This is a genomic window from Bacillus cereus group sp. BfR-BA-01356, from assembly GCF_022663635.1.
In the GTDB taxonomy this organism is placed as follows: Bacteria; Bacillota; Bacilli; order Bacillales; family Bacillaceae_G; genus Bacillus_A; species Bacillus_A cereus.
Genome location: NZ_JAKUFX010000006.1, coordinates 59,060 through 78,963 on the forward strand (window position 1 = coordinate 59,060; position 19,904 = coordinate 78,963).

Below are 19,904 nucleotides of genomic sequence, written 5' to 3' on the forward strand. Positions count from 1 at the left end.
TGCACTTTTTTCTTACTTCATTACATATATAATCCGCCGTTAATGTTTAATTGTTGACCTGTGATATACGCACCGTCACGGCATAGGTATACTACACCTTTTGCAATTTCATCAGCTTGACCAAAACGTTTTTTCGGGATTTTTGCAACGATTTTTTGACGTACTTCTTCTGGTACTTCTGCTACCATTTCAGTATCAATAAATCCTGGGCAAATAGCATTTACAGTGACATTTGTTTTTGCAAGTTCTAACGCTAATGATTTTGTAAATCCTAACATCCCCGCTTTTGCTGCTGAGTAGTTTGTTTGGCCAAATCCACCTGCTTGACCAATAATAGAAGAAATGCTAATAATTCTTCCTTCTTCTGCTTCCGTTATGTATGGAAGAACCGCACTTGTCGTATTAAATACGCTGCTTAAATTCACGTCAATTACGCGCTCCCAATCTTCACGATTTAACTTTTTGAATGTACGGTCTCTTGTAATACCAGCATTATTAACAAGAATATCAACTTTACCAAAATGATTCACAGCTTCTTCTACAAGTCGGTTTGCATCTTCTACTTTAGAAACATCCGCTTGCACTGCATAAACGTCATGTCCGTCTTTTCCTAATTCATTTACTAAATTTTCAGCTGCTTCTTTACTGCTATTATAGTTAATAACTACTTTCGCTCCCTCTTGTGCTAATGCTACTGTAATTGCTTTTCCAATTCCTTTTGCTCCACCTGTTACGATTGCTACTTTTCCATTTAATTGAACCATTTCTTTTCCCCCTTAAATGAATTTGTGAACGATTGTTATGAATCATTTTGGTACTCATACTATAGAGTCCATATATAATTATGTTTCGCTGTTTATACGTGAAAAGAGATTCTCCCTCTCTCTTTTATCTGTTATAAACAAGCGCTTTTATCATTTTTTATTTTCTGGTTTATTCGCAGGCTTTACCTCTTCTTTTACAGGTACTTGTAGTTTAGCTAGTACTGCATTTTGCTTTTCTAGCAATTCTAAAATTTGATCTACTTTTGTTTCAAGCGTACGAATATCTTGTTTTACTTTCGTTACATCACGCTTTAATGTAGGAGCTTGCCCTAAAGAATCTACTTTCTCCTCTAGAAACTCCTCAATGTTATCTACTTTATTTTCTAAGTTAATAACAAGCGTAGCCACTCTTGCGATATCCTCTTTCGTCGGCACATTTACTTGTTCTAAATAGTTTTTTGTCGTATCATTTAATGCTTTTTGATAAAACAAATTCAAATCTAGAACGCTGCCCATCCAAGCAGAATATTCTTCTGTTTTAATTGTTTCATTGAGCGCTTTTCCCCAAAATGTTTCGGTTTGTTCATAAGCATTTTTCCATGCTTGTAGTGGATCGAATTTTTGATCAATCACTTTACCTACACTCCCTTTTTCGTTTTTGAAACAATTCAACCTATTCGCTATTTTCTAATATTCTGAATAAAACTTCAAGTCTATATTTTATTTTTTTCTATTTTCTAACAAATGTGTTGACTTTAAAAACAGATAGGTGTAAATTGCACTTATAAGCAAAAAATTCCATCTAACTGATTCATGAGGTGATGCACAATCATGCTACAAAATGAACCAGAACAACGCGAAAGTTTGGAGAGCAACCAAGCGAAACAACCAAACTCCATGCCAAAAAACTTCTTAGTTCCCTTCTTACTTCTCTGTCTAAAAGACTGGAGTCTTCATGGTTACAAACTTATTCAAATGCTAATGGATATCGGCTTTTCTTCTGTTGACCAAGGTAATGTTTATAGAACACTACGCAAATTAGAAAAAGAAAACCTTATTTCTTCTACTTGGGATACAAGCGATGGAGGGCCGGCAAAAAGAATTTATTCTTTAACTGAATATGGAGAGCAATATTTAACAACATGTGCGACTTCTTTTGAACATTATCAAAATATGTTGCGAACGTTTTTCACGTTATACACCAATGCATTCTTTCCATTTTCTACTTCTCCAGAAAAGGATGAAACGGATTCTTCATCTTCACCTGGTGGTACAGCAGAGTAATCTGCGTTCACAATATGCAAAAAAACATTTGGGGGTCAAACAATGGAAACTAAACCATACGAATTAGTCGATGCATTTTGGAAAAACTGGTCTCAATCACTTTCCCTTTTCTCTTCAGCTGGGAAGCAATTAGAGCAACTTACTTTAGAAACATTAAAACAACAACAAGACGCTTTGCATAAATTAACATCAGGAGTAGATGAACTAGAAAAAGAACTACAACAACTCACTGCTCAGTTCAATAACCAATATACAGATTACGTGAAACAATTAACTGGAAACTCCTTAAATGATCAAATTAACGAGTGGCAGGACAAATGGAAGGAACTTTCTGCTCATATGCATCAGCTTACTGTTTCTCCTACAAAAACATCATTGTCAATTCTTACCCAAACAAGCGGCCAATTTGAAGAAACAACAAAACAATTTATTGAGCAACAACAATTACAACGTGAAGAGGCTCAAAAACAGTTAGAGGGTTTTTTGGAAGAGTTCAAGTCAAAACAGTTGGAACTCGCAAAAAAGTTCGAGGAAAACTCAAAAAATCTATTTACTTCCATCAAGTAAGAAAAATGTGGGAGCTAACCGCAGCACAAACAAAACTCTTTCTTCCTCCTACTACATCAAGATGGCTAACATTTTTCGATATGGAAAAGAAGGAGGACAAAATGAATCCATTTCAAGAAGCACAAACTGTTCCGGAGCTTCGTTATGATGAGATTCAAGTCGGTGATCAAGCATCCCTTACAAAAACAATTACAGATGAAGATGTTATCAATTTTGCAAAATTGACTGGGGATGTGAATCCTATTCACATTTTAGATTCTTTTGCAAAAACGACAATGTTTAAAGAACGTATTGCTCACGGTATGCTCGTTTCGAGTTTTATTTCTACCATCCTTGGAACGAAACTCCCAGGCAAAAATACGATTTATTTATCCCAAAATGTTTCATTCCGTGCCCCTGTCAAAATCGGTGATACACTTCGCGTTGTGGCAGAGGTTATTAAGAAGCGTGATGATAAAAAAATCATTACGCTGCAAACAAACATATATAATCAATCAGATGATATTGTCGTGGAAGGAACAGCGACAATACTAAAAAAAGAGTAGCAAATTTGCTACTCTTTTTTCTATCCAAGAACTTCTAATCGCACCGATTACTTCCGCGTATGAGTACGTCGTTTCCACATAAAATAACGTTACCAGTTTAGATAAGAACTTAGCTGAACTGGACTACTCATAAGGATGTGTATCAACATGGTAAAAACAAACAAATTATTAGTTCCAGGTGCAGAACAAGCACTTGAACAATTTAAATATGAAATTGCACAAGAATTTGGTGTAAGTTTAGGATCTAATACAGCATCTCGTTCTAACGGTTCAGTTGGCGGTGAAGTAACAAAACGTCTTGTTGCTTTAGCTCAACAACAATTACGTGGATAATAATATAACATATGGCTTAGAGGCAGATATTCTCTGCCTCTTTCTATTTTCAACATACATAATGGTGCTTTTTCACATACTAATCAAAGCAAAACGAAAGGAGCGATATGTGAAATGAAACGGATTAATATTAGCATGAGCCCTCCCCGCGTTCTTACTTTGTCTTTTCTTGTATTATCAGTTGTCGGCACATGTTTATTAAAACTACCCATTGCTACGACAACGTCCATTTCATGGCTCGATGCCTTATTTACAACCGTTTCCGCTTGTACTGTTACTGGGCTTGGTGTTGTAGATACTGGAAAAGTATTTACTTTGTTTGGACAATGTGTCATTTTAACGCTTATACAAGTTGGCGGGCTTGGCATTATGAGCTTTGCTGTCTTAATTGCGATTATGCTCGGAAGAAAAATCGGTCTTCAAAATCGGATTTTACTGCAACAAGCATTAAATCAAACGAATATCGGCGGCATCATCCGTCTTGCCAAAGCATTATTTTTATTCTCTTTTACAGTCGAATGTATCGCTACTATAATTCTTTCTTTTGAATGGGTACCAAAATATGGGGTTATGAAAGGGATCTATTATAGTTTTTTCCATTCAATCTCAGCCTTTAACAATGCTGGCTTTTCTGTGTGGAGCGATAATTTAATGTCCCATTCTCATAGCATTCTTGTCAATCTCGTCATTTCCTCTCTCATCATTTTAGGTGGAATTGGTTTTACAGTAATCGTAGACATAAAAAGAAAGAAAAACTTTAAAAACCTTACACTACATTCAAAACTTATGCTCTCTTCTACTCTAATCGTCAACATTATTGCTACCCTTTTTATTTTTATATTCGAGTTCCATAACTCCCTTTCTATGAGAGGTTTTACCCCATTTGAAGAAGGATTAGCCTCTTATTTTCAAGCAATTACAACGCGAACTGCCGGGTTTAATACAGTTGATATTTCTACATTGTCAAAACCTTCTCTTCTATTAATGATGCTCCTTATGTTTATTGGTGCTGGTAGCGCTTCAACTGGTGGTGGGATTAAGTTAACAACATTTTTAATCATATTTTTTGGCGTATTTAAATTTTTACAACAACAAGAGGATATTGTCGTATTTAAAAAATCCATTAAAGATACTCTCATTGTCAAATCATTAACCATTACTATTATTTCAATTTCATTTATCTTTTTTGCTATTTTAATTTTGAGTATTACTGAGCGAGTTCCTCTATTGATGAGTGCTTTCGAAGTATTTTCAGCATTTGGGACTGTTGGCCTCAGTATGAATTTAACACCCCACTTAACTATAATCGGAAAAGCTATTATTATCTTTATGATGTTTTTCGGGAAAATGGGTCCTTTAACATTGGCTTTTTCATTTGCTCGTAAAAAGAACCTGAAAATAAAATATCCGAATGAAGATATTTTAACAGGTTGACAACCGTATAAATTATCCATATAATGAGAATACAATAACATATCTCCAAAGGGGAGTAGCGTCCAAGAATATTCCTTGGAAACAAAGTCGTCATTACGTAGAACTTAGTTCTTCCGGCTTTGTTGGCATTTTTTATTACATATGTCTAGCAAGACCTTTGCCTATTAACGGCAGAGGTCTTTTTTGCATTCACTTCCAAATTCTTCCAAAGTTAATAGGCAGGAGTATGGGGAAACTAAATAGTGGGGAAATTCTTCACTTATTTAGAACTTATAGAAATGAGAGGAGAATGTACATGGATGTATCATTATTATTGGAGTATGGTTGGGTATTACTCATCCTAATTGCACTTGAAGGGATTTTAGCGGCTGATAACGCTCTTGTTCTTGCAATTATGGTAAAACATTTACCAGAAGAAAAAAGAAAGAAAGCACTATTTTATGGATTAGCGGGGGCATTTGTTTTCCGATTTGGATCGTTATTTATGATTTCGTTCTTAGTCGATGTATGGCAAGTGCAAGCAATCGGTGCCATCTACCTTATGTTTATCGCTGGTAATCACTTATTTAAAACATATGTTAAAAAGAACACAGATGAAGAAACAGAAGAAAAAGAAGCAAAGAAAAAACAAGAGAACTTTTGGTGGACTGTATTTAAAGTTGAGGTTGCTGATATCGCCTTCGCAGTTGATTCAATTTTAGCTGCTGTTGCACTAGCAATGACTTTACCAAAAACAGGATTAGGTACAATTGGTAGTCTTGATACTGGGCAATTCGTTGTTATCTTTGTAGGTGGACTTATCGGATTAATCATTATGCGATTTGCAGCAACTGCTTTCGTACAAATCTTAAAACGTAAACCAGGACTTGAAACCGCAGCATTCTTAATTGTAGGTTGGGTTGGTGTGAAGCTAGCAGTTTATACATTAGCACACCCTGCATTAAATGTAATTCCACATTCATTCCCAGAATCCACTCCGTGGAAGCTTACATTCTGGATTGTATTAGTCGGAATCGCAGTTGGTGGTTGGTTCTTCTCAAAAGAAGTAGAAGTAAAAGTAGAAAAGAATTTAGACGAAAAAGCGCTGTAATTACAGCGCTTTTTCTTTTTCTTTCTTCCTCCCAATGTCCAGAAAAAATTCCATTATACTACCTTTTGTAAACGTTTTCTTAATGTATGTATGTCCTTTTTGTGAAACATTGCACAAACTTATTGAAAGTGAGAACAATTCCATGTACTTTATTCATATAAGGAGTATTTATAGAAGATTTACTAAAGGAGCGTATTACTCATGCTAGAACAAGGACTAGATTATGTTGTCAAACTGGCTAAAAGCAAAAAGAAAATACTAGATACAAACCCAATGCAATATTTCATTCGTGCTGCACTTGCGGGTATTTATATCGGTTTTATTATTGTACTATGTTTTAAATTAGGTAACTTTTTTCACATTGCAGATTCACCAGCAACTTATTTAGCTGCTTCTATGTTTTTCGGGATTGCTCTCGTACTTATTATATATGGCGGTGCTGAATTGTTTACTGGGAACACAATGTACTTTACTGTAGCAACTTTAAGAAAAGAAACAACGATTTCTGATACACTACGTAACTGGGTTGCTTGTTATGCAGGTAACTTAGCCGGCGCGTTATTCTTTGCCTTACTATTTTACGCAACTGGAATTTTTGAAGCAATTGATCACGGTCACTTAATGAGTAAAGTCGTTGAAGGAAAGATGAACACACCTACAATGCAGTTATTCTTTAAAGCCATTTTATGTAACTGGCTCGTATGTCTTGCTTGTTTCTTACCTTCTCAGGTTAAAGGTGACACAGCAAAAATAATAGTCATGATGCTACTTGTTTTCACATTCTTCTTATCTGGTTACGAACATAGTATTGCAAACTTATCACTCTTTGCTTTATCTTTAGTTTCACCGCATCCTGAGACAATTTCTTTTTCAGGTGCTATTCATAACTTAATTCCTGTTACAATCGGTAACATTATTGGCGGATCAGTATTTGTCGGTATGGTATACCACTACTTAACAAAGAAAACACCTGAAGTTCAACAGGAAGAAACTGAAATCGCAGCAGCTCAACAAGAAGAGATTATTCCTTTACAAGCACATATGAAACATTAAAAACTCCAAAGTTTTACTTTGGAGTTTTTAGCTTCCCACGTATTTAACAACAAGGTGAGGATTAATTTCTCCTTCTTCTTTTCCCTTATCCATTCTCTGTTTCATCTTGTGCATACCGATGACATCATTCGTATGAAGGTGAATTTCATTCACATATAATCCCTCTGTACAAAAAGCTTCTACAAAATCTAGTCCATTTTTTGCTCTCCACCCCATATTAAAATCAAGGGAAAGAATATTCACATCCTAATTCCGAACCATTTGCAAGGCACATTCTACCGTAGTTGCGGACACATACCCGAACGGGCAACTTCTTTGATCATCCATATATACGTTCATTTTTGACTCCCTCTCTAATTTGAATATGCGGCCAATACATAACACATTGCCCCAAGACTAATAAAAGGACCAAATGGAATTGGCTTTCCTACTTCTATACGTTTTAATACGATACCAATCCCGAAAAAACAAAGACTAAAACAAGATGCTAAAAATAAAACGATAAAAACTCCCTTCACTCCTACTATAAAACCAAGTAACGAAAGTAGTTTTATATCTCCTCCGCCAAGCCCTTCTGGATATATCTTTTGCATGCAATATAACAAAAGGAATATAACACCACTACCAACTATACTATCTGTCCAAGTAACTAATTGTACAAAAATACTTTCGAGAATGAGTAAAACGGCAAACGAAATTAAAATACAATCAGGAATTAACATATATAAGTAATCTGTAACTGAAATAATAAGAAGTAGCGAAAAAAGGGATAAAACGATAATAAGTTCTCGTTCTATTCCAATCATATACACGGTAAGAAGAAATATACTTCCTGTTATACATTCAAATGCTACATATATAATTGGAATTTTCCTCTTACAATTCGTACAACAGCCTCTTTGTATATAAAATGAAATGATGGGGATTAGTTCTTTTGGCCTTAGCACATATTTGCAATAATAACAATGTGAACGCGGGGTAATAATAGACGCACCTAATGGAACCCTCACCGCAACTAACATAAAAAAAGAACCAAACACCATCCCTGCTAACAGTGCATATAAATAAGTGAACATCCCTTCCTCTCCTTTCCAAAAAAACATAGCAAAAAAAGGAGAGAACTTCTACTTCATATTATCCTTTATTCTACTAAAAAAGCAGGCCATTTTCCGGCCTGCTTTCCCCTCTTTTATACGATGAAATATACTGCTTTTAATGGTCCATGTACTCCGACAACAAGATTCATCTCAATGTCAGCCGAGTTACTTGGCCCTGTAATAAAGTTAATACAAGATGCCGCTGTCTCCCCATTTTCTACGCGTGAGTTCATATCCTGAACTGCTTGTGTAATACGAGGCACAAGTGTTTCACGTGGAATAATAGCAAAATATACAGTCGGTAAAAAGTGTAAAGAACGTCCCTGCCCTTTATGACTTTGTACAACAATTGTACCAGATTCGGCTAATGTATAATCACTAAATGCAATACCAATATTCGCTTTTTCAGCTAAACGCATATTTTCGTCTTTTCTCTCTGGATCCCATACGTTTACTTCAACGTCTCGCTTTGGAAGTTCTTCTTTAAATAAAGATGTTAAACCATATGCATCAAAACGATCATCTGCTGATAATAAAATAGGTCCCCCGCCGTTTTCCATGATTACTTTTTGAAGGTCTTCACCTAAACGGTCATTTGTCGTTTCTACTACAGTTGTATGAATGTTTGTACATTGCTTTTTAAACACTTCTAGTAATTCTTCTTGTGAATAATCTTTTAACGTTTCTATATTCACATTACTTTTCCATACTGGACGCTCAACACCTTCTGTTTTACGTGCGCGCCCAAGTTCTTTTGCAATGTTATCTAGAAAGGCATCACGGTTTTGAATTAATCCTGTCATTATTTATCCCCGCCTTTCTTATGATCTTTATACCAATCACGGAATCGTTCTTTACTTGGAGCTGGGAATTCACGAATATCCGTCCAGTTTTTAAGTGGTCCAACACCTTTTGATACACGATTACCAGATGTAAATGGACTCATTGCCGCTGGTGCCATTTTTGAACCCATTTTATATAAAGCAGCTGAAGAAGCACCCATACTAAACATTTTCATCGCTAGTTTTTCTGCAAGTGGTGCACGACCTTCTTGCTCAACGATGACTTGACGATGTTTTAATAATAAATCATGCAATGGAATTTTTACTGGACAAGCTTCTGTACATGCTCCGCATAAACTAGATGCATAAGGAAGCTCTTTGTAATCATCATATCCACCTAGAAGCGGTGTTAATACCGCACCGATTGGTCCTGAGTAAATCGATCCATATGAATGTCCACCAACGTGACGATATACAGGACATACGTTAACACAAGCAGCGCAACGAATACATTGTAATACGGAACGGAATTCAGATCCAAGAATTTGAGAGCGACCATTATCAACAACCACTAAATGGAATTCTTCAGGTCCATCAACTTCCTCTTCTTGAATTGGTCCTGCTACTGTTACATAACTTGTTAATTTTTGACCTACTGCACTACGACATAGTAAACCAACTAAAACATCTAATTCTTCCATTGTCGGAACCATACGTTCCATACCCATTACCGCAATTTGTGTTTTAGGAATTGACATAACAAGATCTGCATTACCTTCATTCGTTACTAAACAAAGAGATCCAGTATTTGCAACAGCAAAGTTACAACCAGTTACACCAATTTCTGCATCCATAAATTTCTCACGAAGTTGTTTACGAACAAACTTTGTCATTTCATATGGGTCATCAGAATTTTCATAGCCTAGCTTTTCTTTAAATACATCGCGAATTTGCGTTCTATTTTTATGAAGTGCAGGTGCAATAATATGTGAAGGTGGATCGTTATCTACTTGCAAAATATACTCTCCTAAGTCACTCTCTAACACTTCACAGCCAATCTCTTCAAGCGCATGGTTCATACTAATTTCTTCTGTTACCAGCGACTTTGATTTTACTACTTTTTTCGCTTGTTTCTTTTTGGCAACGTCTTGAATATACTTTGCAGCTTCCTCTTTCGTCTTCGCAAAGTACACGTGTCCGCCTCTTTTTGATACATTTTCACTTAACTGCATTAAGTAATAATCCAGATTTTCTAACGTATGTTGACGAATTTGTTCACCTAGTTCACGCCACTCTTCCCAGTTTCCTAATTCATCTGCAGCTTTTAAGCGATTCGTATATAAACGCGTTTGTGCAGAAGATACTGCTCCGCGCATAAACGAATCTTGAATTCCATCACCAACGCGATCATTAAATTTTTTCTCACTGATTTTCATAGACATAGCTTATGTTCCCCCTTCATGAGCGACTATTCAGTACCTCAGCAATATGCATTACTTTTACTTCTTTTCCTAAACGCTCAATACGTCCGCCAATGTTTAACAAACACCCACAATCTGCACCGATTAAATAATCTGCACCTGTTTCCATGACACTATCTACTTTTTCGTCTACCATTTGCTCAGAAATTGGAGTCATCTTAACTGAAAACGTTCCCCCAAACCCGCAACAATTTTGCACGTTTGGCAAATCTCTCACAGTTAATCCTTTTACATTTGATAATAAAATTCCTGGTGCTTCTTTTACTCCAAGCATACGCGTCATATGACATGATTTATGAATAGTAGCTATCCCTGGTAAACTTGCACCAACATCTGTAACTTTTAAAACATCTACAATAAACTGTGTAAATTCATAAGTTTTATCAGCAACTTTTTGTGCACGTTTAGCCCACTTTGGATCATCTTTGAAAACATGCGGATACTCATGAAACATTGTCGCACAAGAACCAGATGGCGTAACAATATATTCTGCATCTTCGAAAGTTTCAATCATATGTTTCATCGCTTCTTTTGCTGCTTCTACATGGCCGCTATTATAAGCAGGCTGACCACAACAAACTTGTGCTTCTGGAAATTCAATTTCACAACCTAAACGCTCCAACACTTCAACTGTTGCTTTGCCGACATTTGTTTCAAACATATCGACTAAACAAGTAACAAATAAAGTAACTTTCATAACTATTACTCCCCCTTTTTACAACTTCACCAACAAACCTATGGTCATCAGATGACTTAGTAGAGAAGAAATAGGCTCAACCATGGCCTATCCTCTCCCTCTTCTAAAGAAAACGCTTACTTAATCTTTCTCTATTTTATCAGAAAATTGAATTTTTAAAAGATTAAATTACGAATTTATATCGTTTTTACCTGTGACAATATGTTCTACATTTGTTAAATGATCTAGCATTGCTTGCTGCGCTAATTCTACATCTTGTTTTAACACCGCATCATATATAACTTGATGCTCTTCTATAAGTCGTTCTGATGTCGTTTGTTCACCATATAAAATAATGCGTCTTGATTCACCAATTGTTTCAGCAATCATCTCTGAAACATGATTCATGAGTTCAAGCAAAATGTTATTATGCGAAGACTCTGCAATTCCCATATGAAATTGAAAATCGGCTTTTTCGCCAGCCTTTTCATCTCCAATGCTCTTTGCCATTTCATCTAACCAATGTTTCATATTTTGTAAATTATCTTCCGTACGTTTTGCCGCCGCTACTCGAACTGCCCCCACTTCAAGCACCTTTCGTACTTCTAATAAATTCAAAATATCTTCTTTCTTCATTAATAATCTATTGTTTAATGATTTCGTTAATGAAGAAGAATCGAAGTTCTTCACATATGTACCTTCTCCTTGTTTCATCTCAATTAAGCCCATCGCTCTTAGCGCACTTAGCGCTTCACGAACAGCAGATCTGCCAACTTGAAACTGCTCAGCTAATTGATGCACAGGGAGTAGTTTGTCACCAGGTTTTAACGTACCATTTTTAATCATTGTTAAAATAGCTTCAGATACTTCTTCGTAAATTTTTTTCGGTTTAATAGATTTGTACTCCAGTTAAATCACCTCAGTATCTTCCAAACAACAATTGAAACGATTTATAAGAACTTTGCATCATAACTATTTTAGACCGAATTGATAAGAAGTACAAATGTTTTGTTCATAAAATAGTCAAATTTTCGATATTTATTACATATTAATTTATATTTTTACGTATAAAGTGAAACTTTAATCAGTGGGGGTTTTGTTCATCGCCCACTGATTATTAGCCCTCACGAATCGGACTTTTACGGGCAGCAGGACCTCCACCTAACTTCTTTGCTTCCGTTGAATTTTGAGGTGAGGGTCTTACTGCCCGGCGAATAGCGGGATAAATATTTTCTTCAATATAAAGAACATGTCCTAAAAATTAGAACATGCTCCCCTCATCCTGTACATTCAGTTTAATAATAACCGTTGTTCCCTTATCTTTTTCACTTTCAATTTTCCACTGTCCACCATGTATATGAACAATTTGTTTCACAATAGCAAGGCCTAAACCTGTTCCACCGTGTTGACGACTTCTCGCTTTATCAACTCGGTAAAAGCGTTCTCCAAGATTCTCCAAATGTTCTATATCAATACCAATTCCTGTATCTTTTATTTTTAATTCACAGTAATCATCGATTTGCTCTAAAGTTATAACGATATTTCCTTTTTGATTTGTATACCGTATCGCATTATCTAACACATTATGAAGCACTTGTTGCATACGATCTTCATCAATCATGACAATGACCTCTGGATTTAAATTAGTTGAAATATGAATTTCCTTTTCTATAAACTTAATCTCATACGTATCTAATACGTCTTCAATCAGCTGTGAAAAAACGATAGGTTGCTTCTTTAACGGAAAGTGCTCACCTTCTAATTGTGCTAAGTCTAACAAGTCATGAACGAGACGCTGCATACGACCTGCTTCTTTATGAATTAGCTGCGTTACTTTTTCCTGCTGCGGTCCCTTTGCAACACCATCTAAAATAGCCTCGCTATACCCTTTTATATAACTAAGTGGTGTTCTAAGTTCATGCGAAACATTTGCTAAAAATTCCTTACGCTTTACATCTTCTGTTTCTAATGAATTTGCCATTTTATTAAATGCTTTTCCTAATCGTCCAATTTCATCCTCTGAAGAAACTGTAATCCGCTCCGAAAAATCTCCCGTAGCCAAATGATTTGCAACCCGCTCCATTTGCGAAAGTGGCTTCGTAATTGCAATTATAATTTTCCTTCCAACCCATATCGTAATTAAAATCATAGCAATTGCTAACGGTGCTAAAATAAGACCCATATCATAGATTAAATCTTTTATACTTTTTAAAGGAATATACGAATAGACAATTCCGACTAATTTTTTATTTTCCAATACAGGGATGACAACCCCCATAATATTACGGTCAAAATGTTCTTCATATCCTATTTTTGTCACAGTTTTCCCGTCTAATAGCGTTTGCCTATCTCCTTCACTTATAAGAGAATGATGATGCACATCAAAAGGCAAACATGCGCTTAAATCACGCGGATTAGACACGAAAATAACGTCTGAACTAGATATTTGATCAAACGATCTTACTTTCTCTTCAAAAGTTGATATTCCTTCACGCTTATCATATTGAGCAGCAAGACTTTTTCCTTCCATTACTAACGAAGCTTTTAAATTATCAACGTATAATTTTTCATACGAGTATAAAGATACGAAATAAAGAAAGGACACTGTTACACATACTGCACATACTACTGTAAGCCAAAGTTTTTGTACCATCGTAAACATACGTTACACCTCAAATTTATAGCCTACACCCCAAACAGTTTGAATGTAGTTTCCACTTTCTCCAAGCTTCAAGCGCATCGTTTTCACATGCGTATCTACCGTTCTTGTACTTCCGGCATAATCATATCCCCATACCTTTTCAAGTAATTGCTCCCGGCTAAATACTTGTCCTGTATGTTGGCAAAGAAAATATAATAAATCAAACTCTTTTACAGTAAGAGAAATCGACTCACCATCCGCCTCTATTCGTCTACTTTTTTCATTGATAAGAATTGGTCCAAATTGAATCTCTTCTTGCTGTTCTTGCTTTGTATATCTTCTTAGCACAGCTTCCATACGGGCAACCAATTCACCAGGACTAAACGGTTTTACAATATAGTCATCTGCTCCCATACGTAAGCCGTTCACCCTATTCCACTCTTCACCTTTTGCCGTTAAAAATATAATCGGCACATCTGACGTTTTTCTAATTTCTTTACAAACTGAAAGTCCATCCATTTCTGGCATCATTATATCTAATACAACGAAATCATAATGATCCGTTTCTAGTTTTTTAAGAGCCTCTTTTCCATTCTCAGCTTCTCCCCACTCATATCCAAAGTTATCCAAATACATTCCAACAAGCTGTCTCATATCACTTTCATCATCTACAACTAGCACTCTATATTTATTCATTGTCCTTCCCTTCCCTCTCTATGAGTTGAAACGGTCCTTTTCCGACTTTAATTGTTTGTTTTATTTTCAAATTCTTCATATCTATAACGCACACTTCATCACTATCATAACTGGCTACATACCCTTCTGCTCCGCTCTCAAAAAATGCAAATGGATTCGACCCTACTTCTACAGAAGCTATTTCTTTATATGTTCTAATATCAAACTTTCTAAGTGTATTCGACCCATGACTGAGTGCATATACGTACTTACTATCCCTCGTTATATTCACAGGCATAAATGGAGCGTGTAAAGAACGCACCATTTCTCCACTCTGTAAAGAATACACTAACACTTTCTCATTTACTTGATTTCCATCACCATGTCCGCCAATCCATATTTCTTTCCCATCAGGACTAATCGTCGCTCCTGTTGATGCTGGCGGAATCATAAAGGATTGAATAACTTCTTTTTTCTTCGTATCAATTGTCGTTAGTTTCGTATCATAAAAGTTTAGTACAGATAACCGATTCTGATACTCTACCATCGTTATAGGCCCTTTTCCTGTTGAAACATTTCCTGTCTCTTTCCCATTTATCGTAAAGAACCTTACCTTTTGAACATTTTGATCAGCAGCAAATAATTGTTTTTTATCTGCTGATACGACCACATTTACAATGCCCTTTCCAGTTTTATATTTTCCCACTTGCCTTCCTTCCGCTAGTGAATATACATACATATATTCTAATTGCTTACCGTATACAAGTATTTCATCGCCATTTGGAAGCAGTGTGATTCCGGCCATTGGCTCATTTAGTTCCCATGTCGTAATTAACTTTTTATCTTTTTTATCAATAAAACTAATGCTGCCTTCTTTTATATTCGTAGTTATAATAACATTTTTATCTTTAGCAATTGGTGTATATGAACTTCCTTGACACCCTACTAGTAGAAATAAAAAACAGAGAAGAAAAACATACTTTCTCAAAAGATTCCCTCCATCTTCGGATGATTTCGTTATAATTGTAAAATAACAAATAAATGTGTGGAAAGTGTGAAATTTCCCTTTCTTACTCAATTTACATATATAATGTACAACAAATAGAATTTGAGGTGTGTCAATTATGCTATTTCCTGATTTAGCGAATAAAATTGTACGAGAAGTACGCAGACTAATTACAGAAAATATTATTATCATTAATATAGAAGGCGTTATTATCGCAAGTACAGATACAGAAAGAATTGGTCAATTTCATGAAGGTGCACTCCGCTGTGCCAAACAAAAGAAAACCGTCATCATTACAAAAGAAGATGAAAGGCGATTGCAAGGTGTAAAGGCTGGGATGAATCTTCCTTTATTATTTCATGATGAAGTAATTGGTGTCATTGGAATTACAGGAGAACCTGAAAATATTTCACGCTACGGAGAAATATTGCGTAAGATGACCGAATTATTAATTCATGAAAACTACTTTTTAGAGCAACTAGAACTTGAGCACCGTTCTTATGAAGCTTTTGTCTTTGATTGGCTTCAAAATACAGAGTGGTCTCCAAGTTTTCTTGATCGCGCCAAAACACTTGGCATTGATTTATATAAGAAAAAACAACTTATTTTGTTTTCTATTGGCAAAAATGACACGATGCTCCAGCGTAAAATATGGCAACACATACGTAATATTTTAACAAAAGAGCATCTATTTGTTCGCTGGGGAAATGATCGTTTTATTTTATTTACAGCGATGAGCTCCAAAGAACAAACTTATCAATTTTTAAAACGGTTAAAACAAGACTGCGAAACTTTATTTTCTATTCCTTTATATATAGGGATTGGACAAACAGTTACCCCAAACAATATGAGCATATGTTACGAACAAGCATTACGCGCTCTTTCTGTATCATTGGAGACGAAAAAAATTGTATTTAATGAAGATTTACGTTTAGAAATGTGTTTACAAGATATTTCTGTCGAAACGCGTGAACAATTTCTAGAGCGTACCATCGAAAACTTATTATCATTTCCTGAGCTTATGCAAACTTTACGCTTATTTGTCGATTATAACCAATCTTATAAACAGACGGCTAAACAATTACATATACACATTAACACATTACATTACAGGCTAAAAAAGATTGAAGAACATACAGGACTTGATCCAAAACAATTCAAAGACTTAAACGTTTTGTACTTCGCACTTCTCCTATTAGATAATTATACAAAAAAGAATGATAAAACAGATTAATCTTTAGATGATTATACATAGAAAGAATCCCTCGACTTTTTTATCATTATAATGAAAGCACTGTTACCACGTTGTTTATTATAACTAAACACGTTAACAGTTTGAGGGGGATTTCCAATGTTAGAAAAACAAATTATTCATTCATTCGTATCTATTGTTGGCGAAGATAATGTAGATACATCCAATATGGGGCGTTTAACTTATAGTTATGATGCCACTCCAAACTTCCAAGCAATGCCTGATGCAGTCATTGCTCCTCGTAATACAAATGAAGTAGCTGAAGTGTTAAAAGTATGTAACACTCACAAAATCCCTGTGTATGTGCGCGGGTCTGGAACAAACCTTTGCGCAGGAACATGTCCACTTGAAGGCGGTATCGTCCTTATTTTCCGCCATATGAACAATATTTTAGAAATTGATGAAGAAAACTTAACAATTACTGTACAAGCTGGTGTCATTACACTTGATATTATTAAAGCGGTAGAAGAAAAAGGTTTATTTTATCCACCAGATCCAAGCTCGATGAAAATTTCTACAATCGGCGGTAATATTAATGAAAACTCAGGTGGATTACGCGGTTTGAAATATGGCGTAACACGTGATTATGTAATGGGGCTTGAACTTGTCTTACCAAATGGCGATATTATTCGCACTGGTGGTAAATTAGCAAAAGATGTAGCTGGTTACGATTTAACTCGTTTATTTATCGGTTCTGAAGGAACACTTGGCGTGGTAACAGAAGCTATATTAAAACTTGTTCCTATGCCTGAAACAAAGAAAACAATGCTTGCACTATATGAAGATATTAATGAAGCTGCACGTGCTGTTTCTTCTATTATTGCAAATAAAATCATTCCAGCAACACTGGAGTTTTTAGACCAACCGACAATTGAAGTAGTAGAAGCGTTTGCACAAATCGGTTTACCTACAGATGTAAAAGCAATTTTATTAATCGAACAAGACGGTCCGCCCGAAGTAGTCAATCGAGATATTGAAAAAATGGCTAACGTTTGTCACTCTATGAATGCGGTTGATGTTCGCGTTGCAAAAGGTGAAACAGAAGCAGATGCGCTTCGTACCGCTCGCCGTAGTGCTCTATCAGCGCTCGCACGATTAAAACCTACTACAATATTAGAAGATGCGACTGTACCACGTTCACAAATCGCTCCGATGGTTGAAGCTATTAATGCCATTGCAAAAAAATATAATATTCCTATTTGTCCGTTTGGACATGCTGGTGATGGTAATTTACATCCAACTTGTATGACAGACGCTCGTAATGCAGAAGAGATGCACCGAGCTGAGCAAGCTTTTGCTGAAATATTTGCGAAAGCAATTGAACTTGGTGGCACAATTACTGGTGAACATGGTGTTGGTGCAATGAAAGCTCCATATTTAGAAATGAAATTAGGTAAAGAAGGTATTGCAGCTATGCAAGGAATAAAGCAAGCTTTCGATCCAAATAACATTATGAATCCTGGAAAAATGTTCGCGAAAGACACTCGAAAAAGAGTGGTGGTTGAGCGATGACCACATTAAATAAAGAAAATATTCAAAAAGAATTTAAAGAACGATTAAGTGAAGATGAATTACTAAACTGTATGCGATGCGGTTTTTGTTTACCTACTTGTCCTACCTACATTCAATCCGGATATAAAGAGTCACATTCACCGCGCGGACGTATTGCATTAATGAAAGCAGTCGTTGATGGTTTAATCGAACCAGATGAAGATGTTGAAAATACATTAAACGTTTGTCTTGGTTGCCGTGCTTGTGAGCCTGTTTGTCCATCTGGTGTAAATTATGGACATTTATTAGAAGAAACTCGTGATATTATTAATCAAAATAAAAAATTCTCAGTGCCAGTGAAAGCTGTTCGAAAAGTCGTTTTTGAAGGATTATTCCCCCATCAAAATCGAATGAGAACATTAACTGGACTAATCGGATTTTATCAACGTTCTGGTTTACAAACGCTAACACATAAAACAGGGATTATGAAGTTATTCCCTGAAACCCTTGCAACGATGGATCTCGTTTTACCAAAAGTCCCTAAAATGAAAGCGATGAAAGATCGTCCTTCATTTTTACCTGCAGAAAGTACAAAGAAAAAACAAGTTGCATTCTTTACAGGCTGCTTAATGGATACGATGTTTTTAGAAACAAATAATGCAACGATGAAACTTCTTCAATTAGCTGGTTGTGATATCGTTATTCCGAAAACACAAAGTTGCTGCGGTGCATTGCATGGACATGCTGGTGAAAAGAGTGGAGCAAAAGAATTAGCAAAGCGAAATATAAAAGCATTCGAAAATTTAAACATCGACTATATTATTACGAATGCAGGTGGTTGCGGGGCTTATCTTGTAGACTATGATTATCTTTTAAAGGATGATCCGGATTGGGCTGAACGTGCTAAGCAGTTTGTTTCTAAAATTAAAGATATTACTGCTATACTAGTAGAACTAGACTTCCATAAGCGAACTGACTTACGACTCACGCCGCAGGTTATTACGTATCAAGACTCTTGTCATTTACGCAATGTTATGCGCACATCTTCTGAACCTCGTATGTTACTAGAGGCTATCCAAGGTGCAACATATCGAGAAATGAAAGATGCCGACCGCTGCTGTGGCTCTGCTGGTATTTACAATATTGTTCATTCAGAGTTATCAATGGAATTTCTAGATTACAAAATGGACCGTGTGCATGAAACAGAAGCAGCAACCATTGTTACTGCAAATCCAGGTTGTTTATTACAAATGAAATTGGGCATTGAGCGAGAAGGGCTTTCTCATAAAATGAGAGGAATTCACATTGTGGATTTATTATTAGAAGCAATTGAAACTAACTCGTAATAACTCGTAACATACGTAATAATAGGAAAACGGCTATCTCCTTCGTCTATGTAAAGAGATAGCCGCTTTTTTGTCTGCTACAACATTAAAAATATGTTACTTTATTATAAAAAAGAACAACAGAAACATTACAGTTTTGTAAAAATCAATCCATTATATTCCTCTAAAAATCGTTCAAACCATTGATACAATAGGATTCTTCATTTTCTATTTAGGTAACTTTATCCAAAAATCCCCTCTTAAAACCAAGTATAAAAACACTATAAATTCCTTTTATACTCTATATTTCTCTTATTTTTACCCCCTTCTTCTCTTAGGATAAATTAGGTAATTTTAAAGTCTATGAATTTTTTTCCATCTTTTTTCTCGCAAATTGTATGCTACGAT

The 19,904-nt window shown here is 35.6% G+C and carries 20 protein-coding genes, 1 pseudogene and 1 riboswitch; of the genes and pseudogenes, 10 read left to right on the top strand and 11 right to left on the bottom strand.

From position 1 onward, the window contains the following. Positions 1-20: 20 nt before the first annotated feature. Positions 21-764 carry an acetoacetyl-CoA reductase gene (locus MR168_RS04085; protein ID WP_000250407.1) on the bottom strand — a complete coding sequence of 248 codons (744 nt, stop codon included), beginning with the start codon at positions 762-764 and terminating at the stop codon, positions 21-23. Positions 765-914: 150 nt separating this feature from the next. Continuing rightward, positions 915-1,397, bottom strand: a complete 483-nt coding sequence (gene phaR, locus MR168_RS04090; RefSeq protein WP_000566942.1) for a polyhydroxyalkanoic acid synthase subunit PhaR — start codon at positions 1,395-1,397, stop codon at positions 915-917. A gap of 198 nt (positions 1,398-1,595) precedes the next feature. On the opposite strand from phaR, the gene phaQ reads away from it, so the two are divergent. From phaQ to MR168_RS04125, 7 genes are all read left to right on the top strand, one after another. Continuing rightward, positions 1,596-2,048, top strand: coding sequence for a poly-beta-hydroxybutyrate-responsive repressor (phaQ, locus tag MR168_RS04095; protein ID WP_000939956.1), 453 nt, complete (start codon positions 1,596-1,598; stop codon positions 2,046-2,048). Positions 2,049-2,090: 42 nt separating this feature from the next. Beyond that, positions 2,091-2,615: a polyhydroxyalkanoic acid inclusion protein PhaP gene (gene phaP, locus MR168_RS04100; RefSeq protein ID WP_000448594.1), complete on the top strand. Its 525-nt coding sequence runs from the start codon at positions 2,091-2,093 to the stop codon at positions 2,613-2,615. Positions 2,616-2,716: 101 nt separating this feature from the next. After that, positions 2,717-3,160, top strand: coding sequence for a MaoC family dehydratase (locus tag MR168_RS04105; RefSeq protein ID WP_001067916.1), 444 nt, complete (start codon positions 2,717-2,719; stop codon positions 3,158-3,160). A 147-nt stretch (positions 3,161-3,307) separates the two neighbouring features. Further along, on the top strand, positions 3,308-3,493 hold the full coding sequence (locus MR168_RS04110) for an alpha/beta-type small acid-soluble spore protein (protein ID WP_000241212.1): 186 nt from the start codon (positions 3,308-3,310) through the stop codon (positions 3,491-3,493). A 114-nt stretch (positions 3,494-3,607) separates the two neighbouring features. Continuing rightward, positions 3,608-4,927, top strand: a complete 1,320-nt coding sequence (locus MR168_RS04115; protein ID WP_086411851.1) for a TrkH family potassium uptake protein — start codon at positions 3,608-3,610, stop codon at positions 4,925-4,927. A gap of 38 nt (positions 4,928-4,965) precedes the next feature. After that, a riboswitch (yybP-ykoY riboswitch) is annotated at positions 4,966-5,132 on the top strand. Between the two features lie 90 nt (positions 5,133-5,222). Further along, the gene (locus MR168_RS04120) at positions 5,223-6,017 is read left to right on the top strand and encodes a TerC family protein (RefSeq protein WP_000383326.1); all 795 of its coding nucleotides are present in this window, start codon (positions 5,223-5,225) and stop codon (positions 6,015-6,017) included. 201 nt (positions 6,018-6,218) lie between these two features. Continuing rightward, positions 6,219-7,070 (top strand): formate/nitrite transporter family protein, encoded by an 852-nt coding sequence (locus MR168_RS04125; protein WP_000893026.1) that lies wholly within the window; start codon positions 6,219-6,221, stop codon positions 7,068-7,070. 27 nt (positions 7,071-7,097) lie between these two features. Here the strand turns inward: MR168_RS04125 and MR168_RS04130 are convergent. From MR168_RS04130 to MR168_RS04170, 9 genes and pseudogenes are all read right to left on the bottom strand, one after another. Further along, positions 7,098-7,409, bottom strand: a pseudogene (locus MR168_RS04130) (cyclic-phosphate processing receiver domain-containing protein). A gap of 14 nt (positions 7,410-7,423) precedes the next feature. Beyond that, positions 7,424-8,146 carry a prepilin peptidase gene (locus MR168_RS04135; RefSeq protein ID WP_016122146.1) on the bottom strand — a complete coding sequence of 241 codons (723 nt, stop codon included), beginning with the start codon at positions 8,144-8,146 and terminating at the stop codon, positions 7,424-7,426. Positions 8,147-8,259: 113 nt separating this feature from the next. Then, a complete protein-coding gene (locus MR168_RS04140) occupies positions 8,260-8,970 on the bottom strand; it encodes a LutC/YkgG family protein (protein ID WP_000147187.1) in 711 nt (236 codons plus the stop codon). Then, a complete protein-coding gene (locus tag MR168_RS04145) occupies positions 8,970-10,391 on the bottom strand; it encodes a LutB/LldF family L-lactate oxidation iron-sulfur protein (RefSeq protein WP_242291195.1) in 1,422 nt (473 codons plus the stop codon). Before MR168_RS04145 ends, MR168_RS04140 begins: the two co-directional genes overlap by 1 nt. A gap of 16 nt (positions 10,392-10,407) precedes the next feature. Continuing rightward, positions 10,408-11,127, bottom strand: coding sequence for a (Fe-S)-binding protein (locus MR168_RS04150; protein WP_000869148.1), 720 nt, complete (start codon positions 11,125-11,127; stop codon positions 10,408-10,410). 168 nt (positions 11,128-11,295) lie between these two features. Next, positions 11,296-11,985: a FadR/GntR family transcriptional regulator gene (locus tag MR168_RS04155; RefSeq protein ID WP_254904515.1), complete on the bottom strand. Its 690-nt coding sequence runs from the start codon at positions 11,983-11,985 to the stop codon at positions 11,296-11,298. A 382-nt stretch (positions 11,986-12,367) separates the two neighbouring features. Then, on the bottom strand, positions 12,368-13,768 hold the full coding sequence (locus MR168_RS04160; RefSeq protein ID WP_000494796.1) for a sensor histidine kinase: 1,401 nt from the start codon (positions 13,766-13,768) through the stop codon (positions 12,368-12,370). Between the two features lie 3 nt (positions 13,769-13,771). Beyond that, positions 13,772-14,443 carry a response regulator transcription factor gene (locus MR168_RS04165; RefSeq protein WP_001046397.1) on the bottom strand — a complete coding sequence of 224 codons (672 nt, stop codon included), beginning with the start codon at positions 14,441-14,443 and terminating at the stop codon, positions 13,772-13,774. Next, positions 14,436-15,410 carry a YncE family protein gene (locus tag MR168_RS04170; RefSeq protein WP_001234152.1) on the bottom strand — a complete coding sequence of 325 codons (975 nt, stop codon included), beginning with the start codon at positions 15,408-15,410 and terminating at the stop codon, positions 14,436-14,438. Before MR168_RS04170 ends, MR168_RS04165 begins: the two co-directional genes overlap by 8 nt. A 127-nt stretch (positions 15,411-15,537) precedes the next feature. On the opposite strand from MR168_RS04170, the gene MR168_RS04175 reads away from it, so the two are divergent. The 3 genes from MR168_RS04175 (at position 15,538) to MR168_RS04185 (ending at position 19,517) form a co-directional block, all read left to right on the top strand. Continuing rightward, a complete protein-coding gene (locus tag MR168_RS04175; protein WP_002023601.1) occupies positions 15,538-16,662 on the top strand; it encodes a CdaR family transcriptional regulator in 1,125 nt (374 codons plus the stop codon). A 117-nt stretch (positions 16,663-16,779) separates the two neighbouring features. Continuing rightward, positions 16,780-18,192 (top strand): glycolate oxidase subunit GlcD, encoded by a 1,413-nt coding sequence (glcD, locus tag MR168_RS04180; protein ID WP_242291196.1) that lies wholly within the window; start codon positions 16,780-16,782, stop codon positions 18,190-18,192. Next, positions 18,189-19,517, top strand: a complete 1,329-nt coding sequence (locus MR168_RS04185; protein ID WP_000209655.1) for a (Fe-S)-binding protein — start codon at positions 18,189-18,191, stop codon at positions 19,515-19,517. Before glcD ends, MR168_RS04185 begins: the two co-directional genes overlap by 4 nt. Positions 19,518-19,904: the final 387 nt, after the last annotated feature.

What these genes read in the sequence shown, in the direction of transcription:
- MR168_RS04085 (WP_000250407.1), bottom strand. Translation starts at nt 764, where the DNA reads ATGGTTCAATTAAATGGAAAAGTAGCAATCGTAACAGGTGGAGCAAAA.
- phaQ (WP_000939956.1), top strand. Translation starts at nt 1,596, where the DNA reads ATGCTACAAAATGAACCAGAACAACGCGAAAGTTTGGAGAGCAACCAA.
- phaP (WP_000448594.1), top strand. Translation starts at nt 2,091, where the DNA reads ATGGAAACTAAACCATACGAATTAGTCGATGCATTTTGGAAAAACTGG.
- MR168_RS04105 (WP_001067916.1), top strand. Translation starts at nt 2,717, where the DNA reads ATGAATCCATTTCAAGAAGCACAAACTGTTCCGGAGCTTCGTTATGAT.
- MR168_RS04110 (WP_000241212.1), top strand. Translation starts at nt 3,308, where the DNA reads ATGGTAAAAACAAACAAATTATTAGTTCCAGGTGCAGAACAAGCACTT.
- MR168_RS04115 (WP_086411851.1), top strand. Translation starts at nt 3,608, where the DNA reads ATGAAACGGATTAATATTAGCATGAGCCCTCCCCGCGTTCTTACTTTG.
- MR168_RS04120 (WP_000383326.1), top strand. Translation starts at nt 5,223, where the DNA reads ATGGATGTATCATTATTATTGGAGTATGGTTGGGTATTACTCATCCTA.
- MR168_RS04125 (WP_000893026.1), top strand. Translation starts at nt 6,219, where the DNA reads ATGCTAGAACAAGGACTAGATTATGTTGTCAAACTGGCTAAAAGCAAA.
- MR168_RS04135 (WP_016122146.1), bottom strand. Translation starts at nt 8,146, where the DNA reads ATGTTCACTTATTTATATGCACTGTTAGCAGGGATGGTGTTTGGTTCT.
- MR168_RS04140 (WP_000147187.1), bottom strand. Translation starts at nt 8,970, where the DNA reads ATGACAGGATTAATTCAAAACCGTGATGCCTTTCTAGATAACATTGCA.
- MR168_RS04145 (WP_242291195.1), bottom strand. Translation starts at nt 10,391, where the DNA reads ATGTCTATGAAAATCAGTGAGAAAAAATTTAATGATCGCGTTGGTGAT.
- MR168_RS04150 (WP_000869148.1), bottom strand. Translation starts at nt 11,127, where the DNA reads ATGAAAGTTACTTTATTTGTTACTTGTTTAGTCGATATGTTTGAAACA.
- MR168_RS04160 (WP_000494796.1), bottom strand. Translation starts at nt 13,768, where the DNA reads ATGTTTACGATGGTACAAAAACTTTGGCTTACAGTAGTATGTGCAGTA.
- MR168_RS04165 (WP_001046397.1), bottom strand. Translation starts at nt 14,443, where the DNA reads ATGAATAAATATAGAGTGCTAGTTGTAGATGATGAAAGTGATATGAGA.
- glcD (WP_242291196.1), top strand. Translation starts at nt 16,780, where the DNA reads ATGTTAGAAAAACAAATTATTCATTCATTCGTATCTATTGTTGGCGAA.
- MR168_RS04185 (WP_000209655.1), top strand. Translation starts at nt 18,189, where the DNA reads ATGACCACATTAAATAAAGAAAATATTCAAAAAGAATTTAAAGAACGA.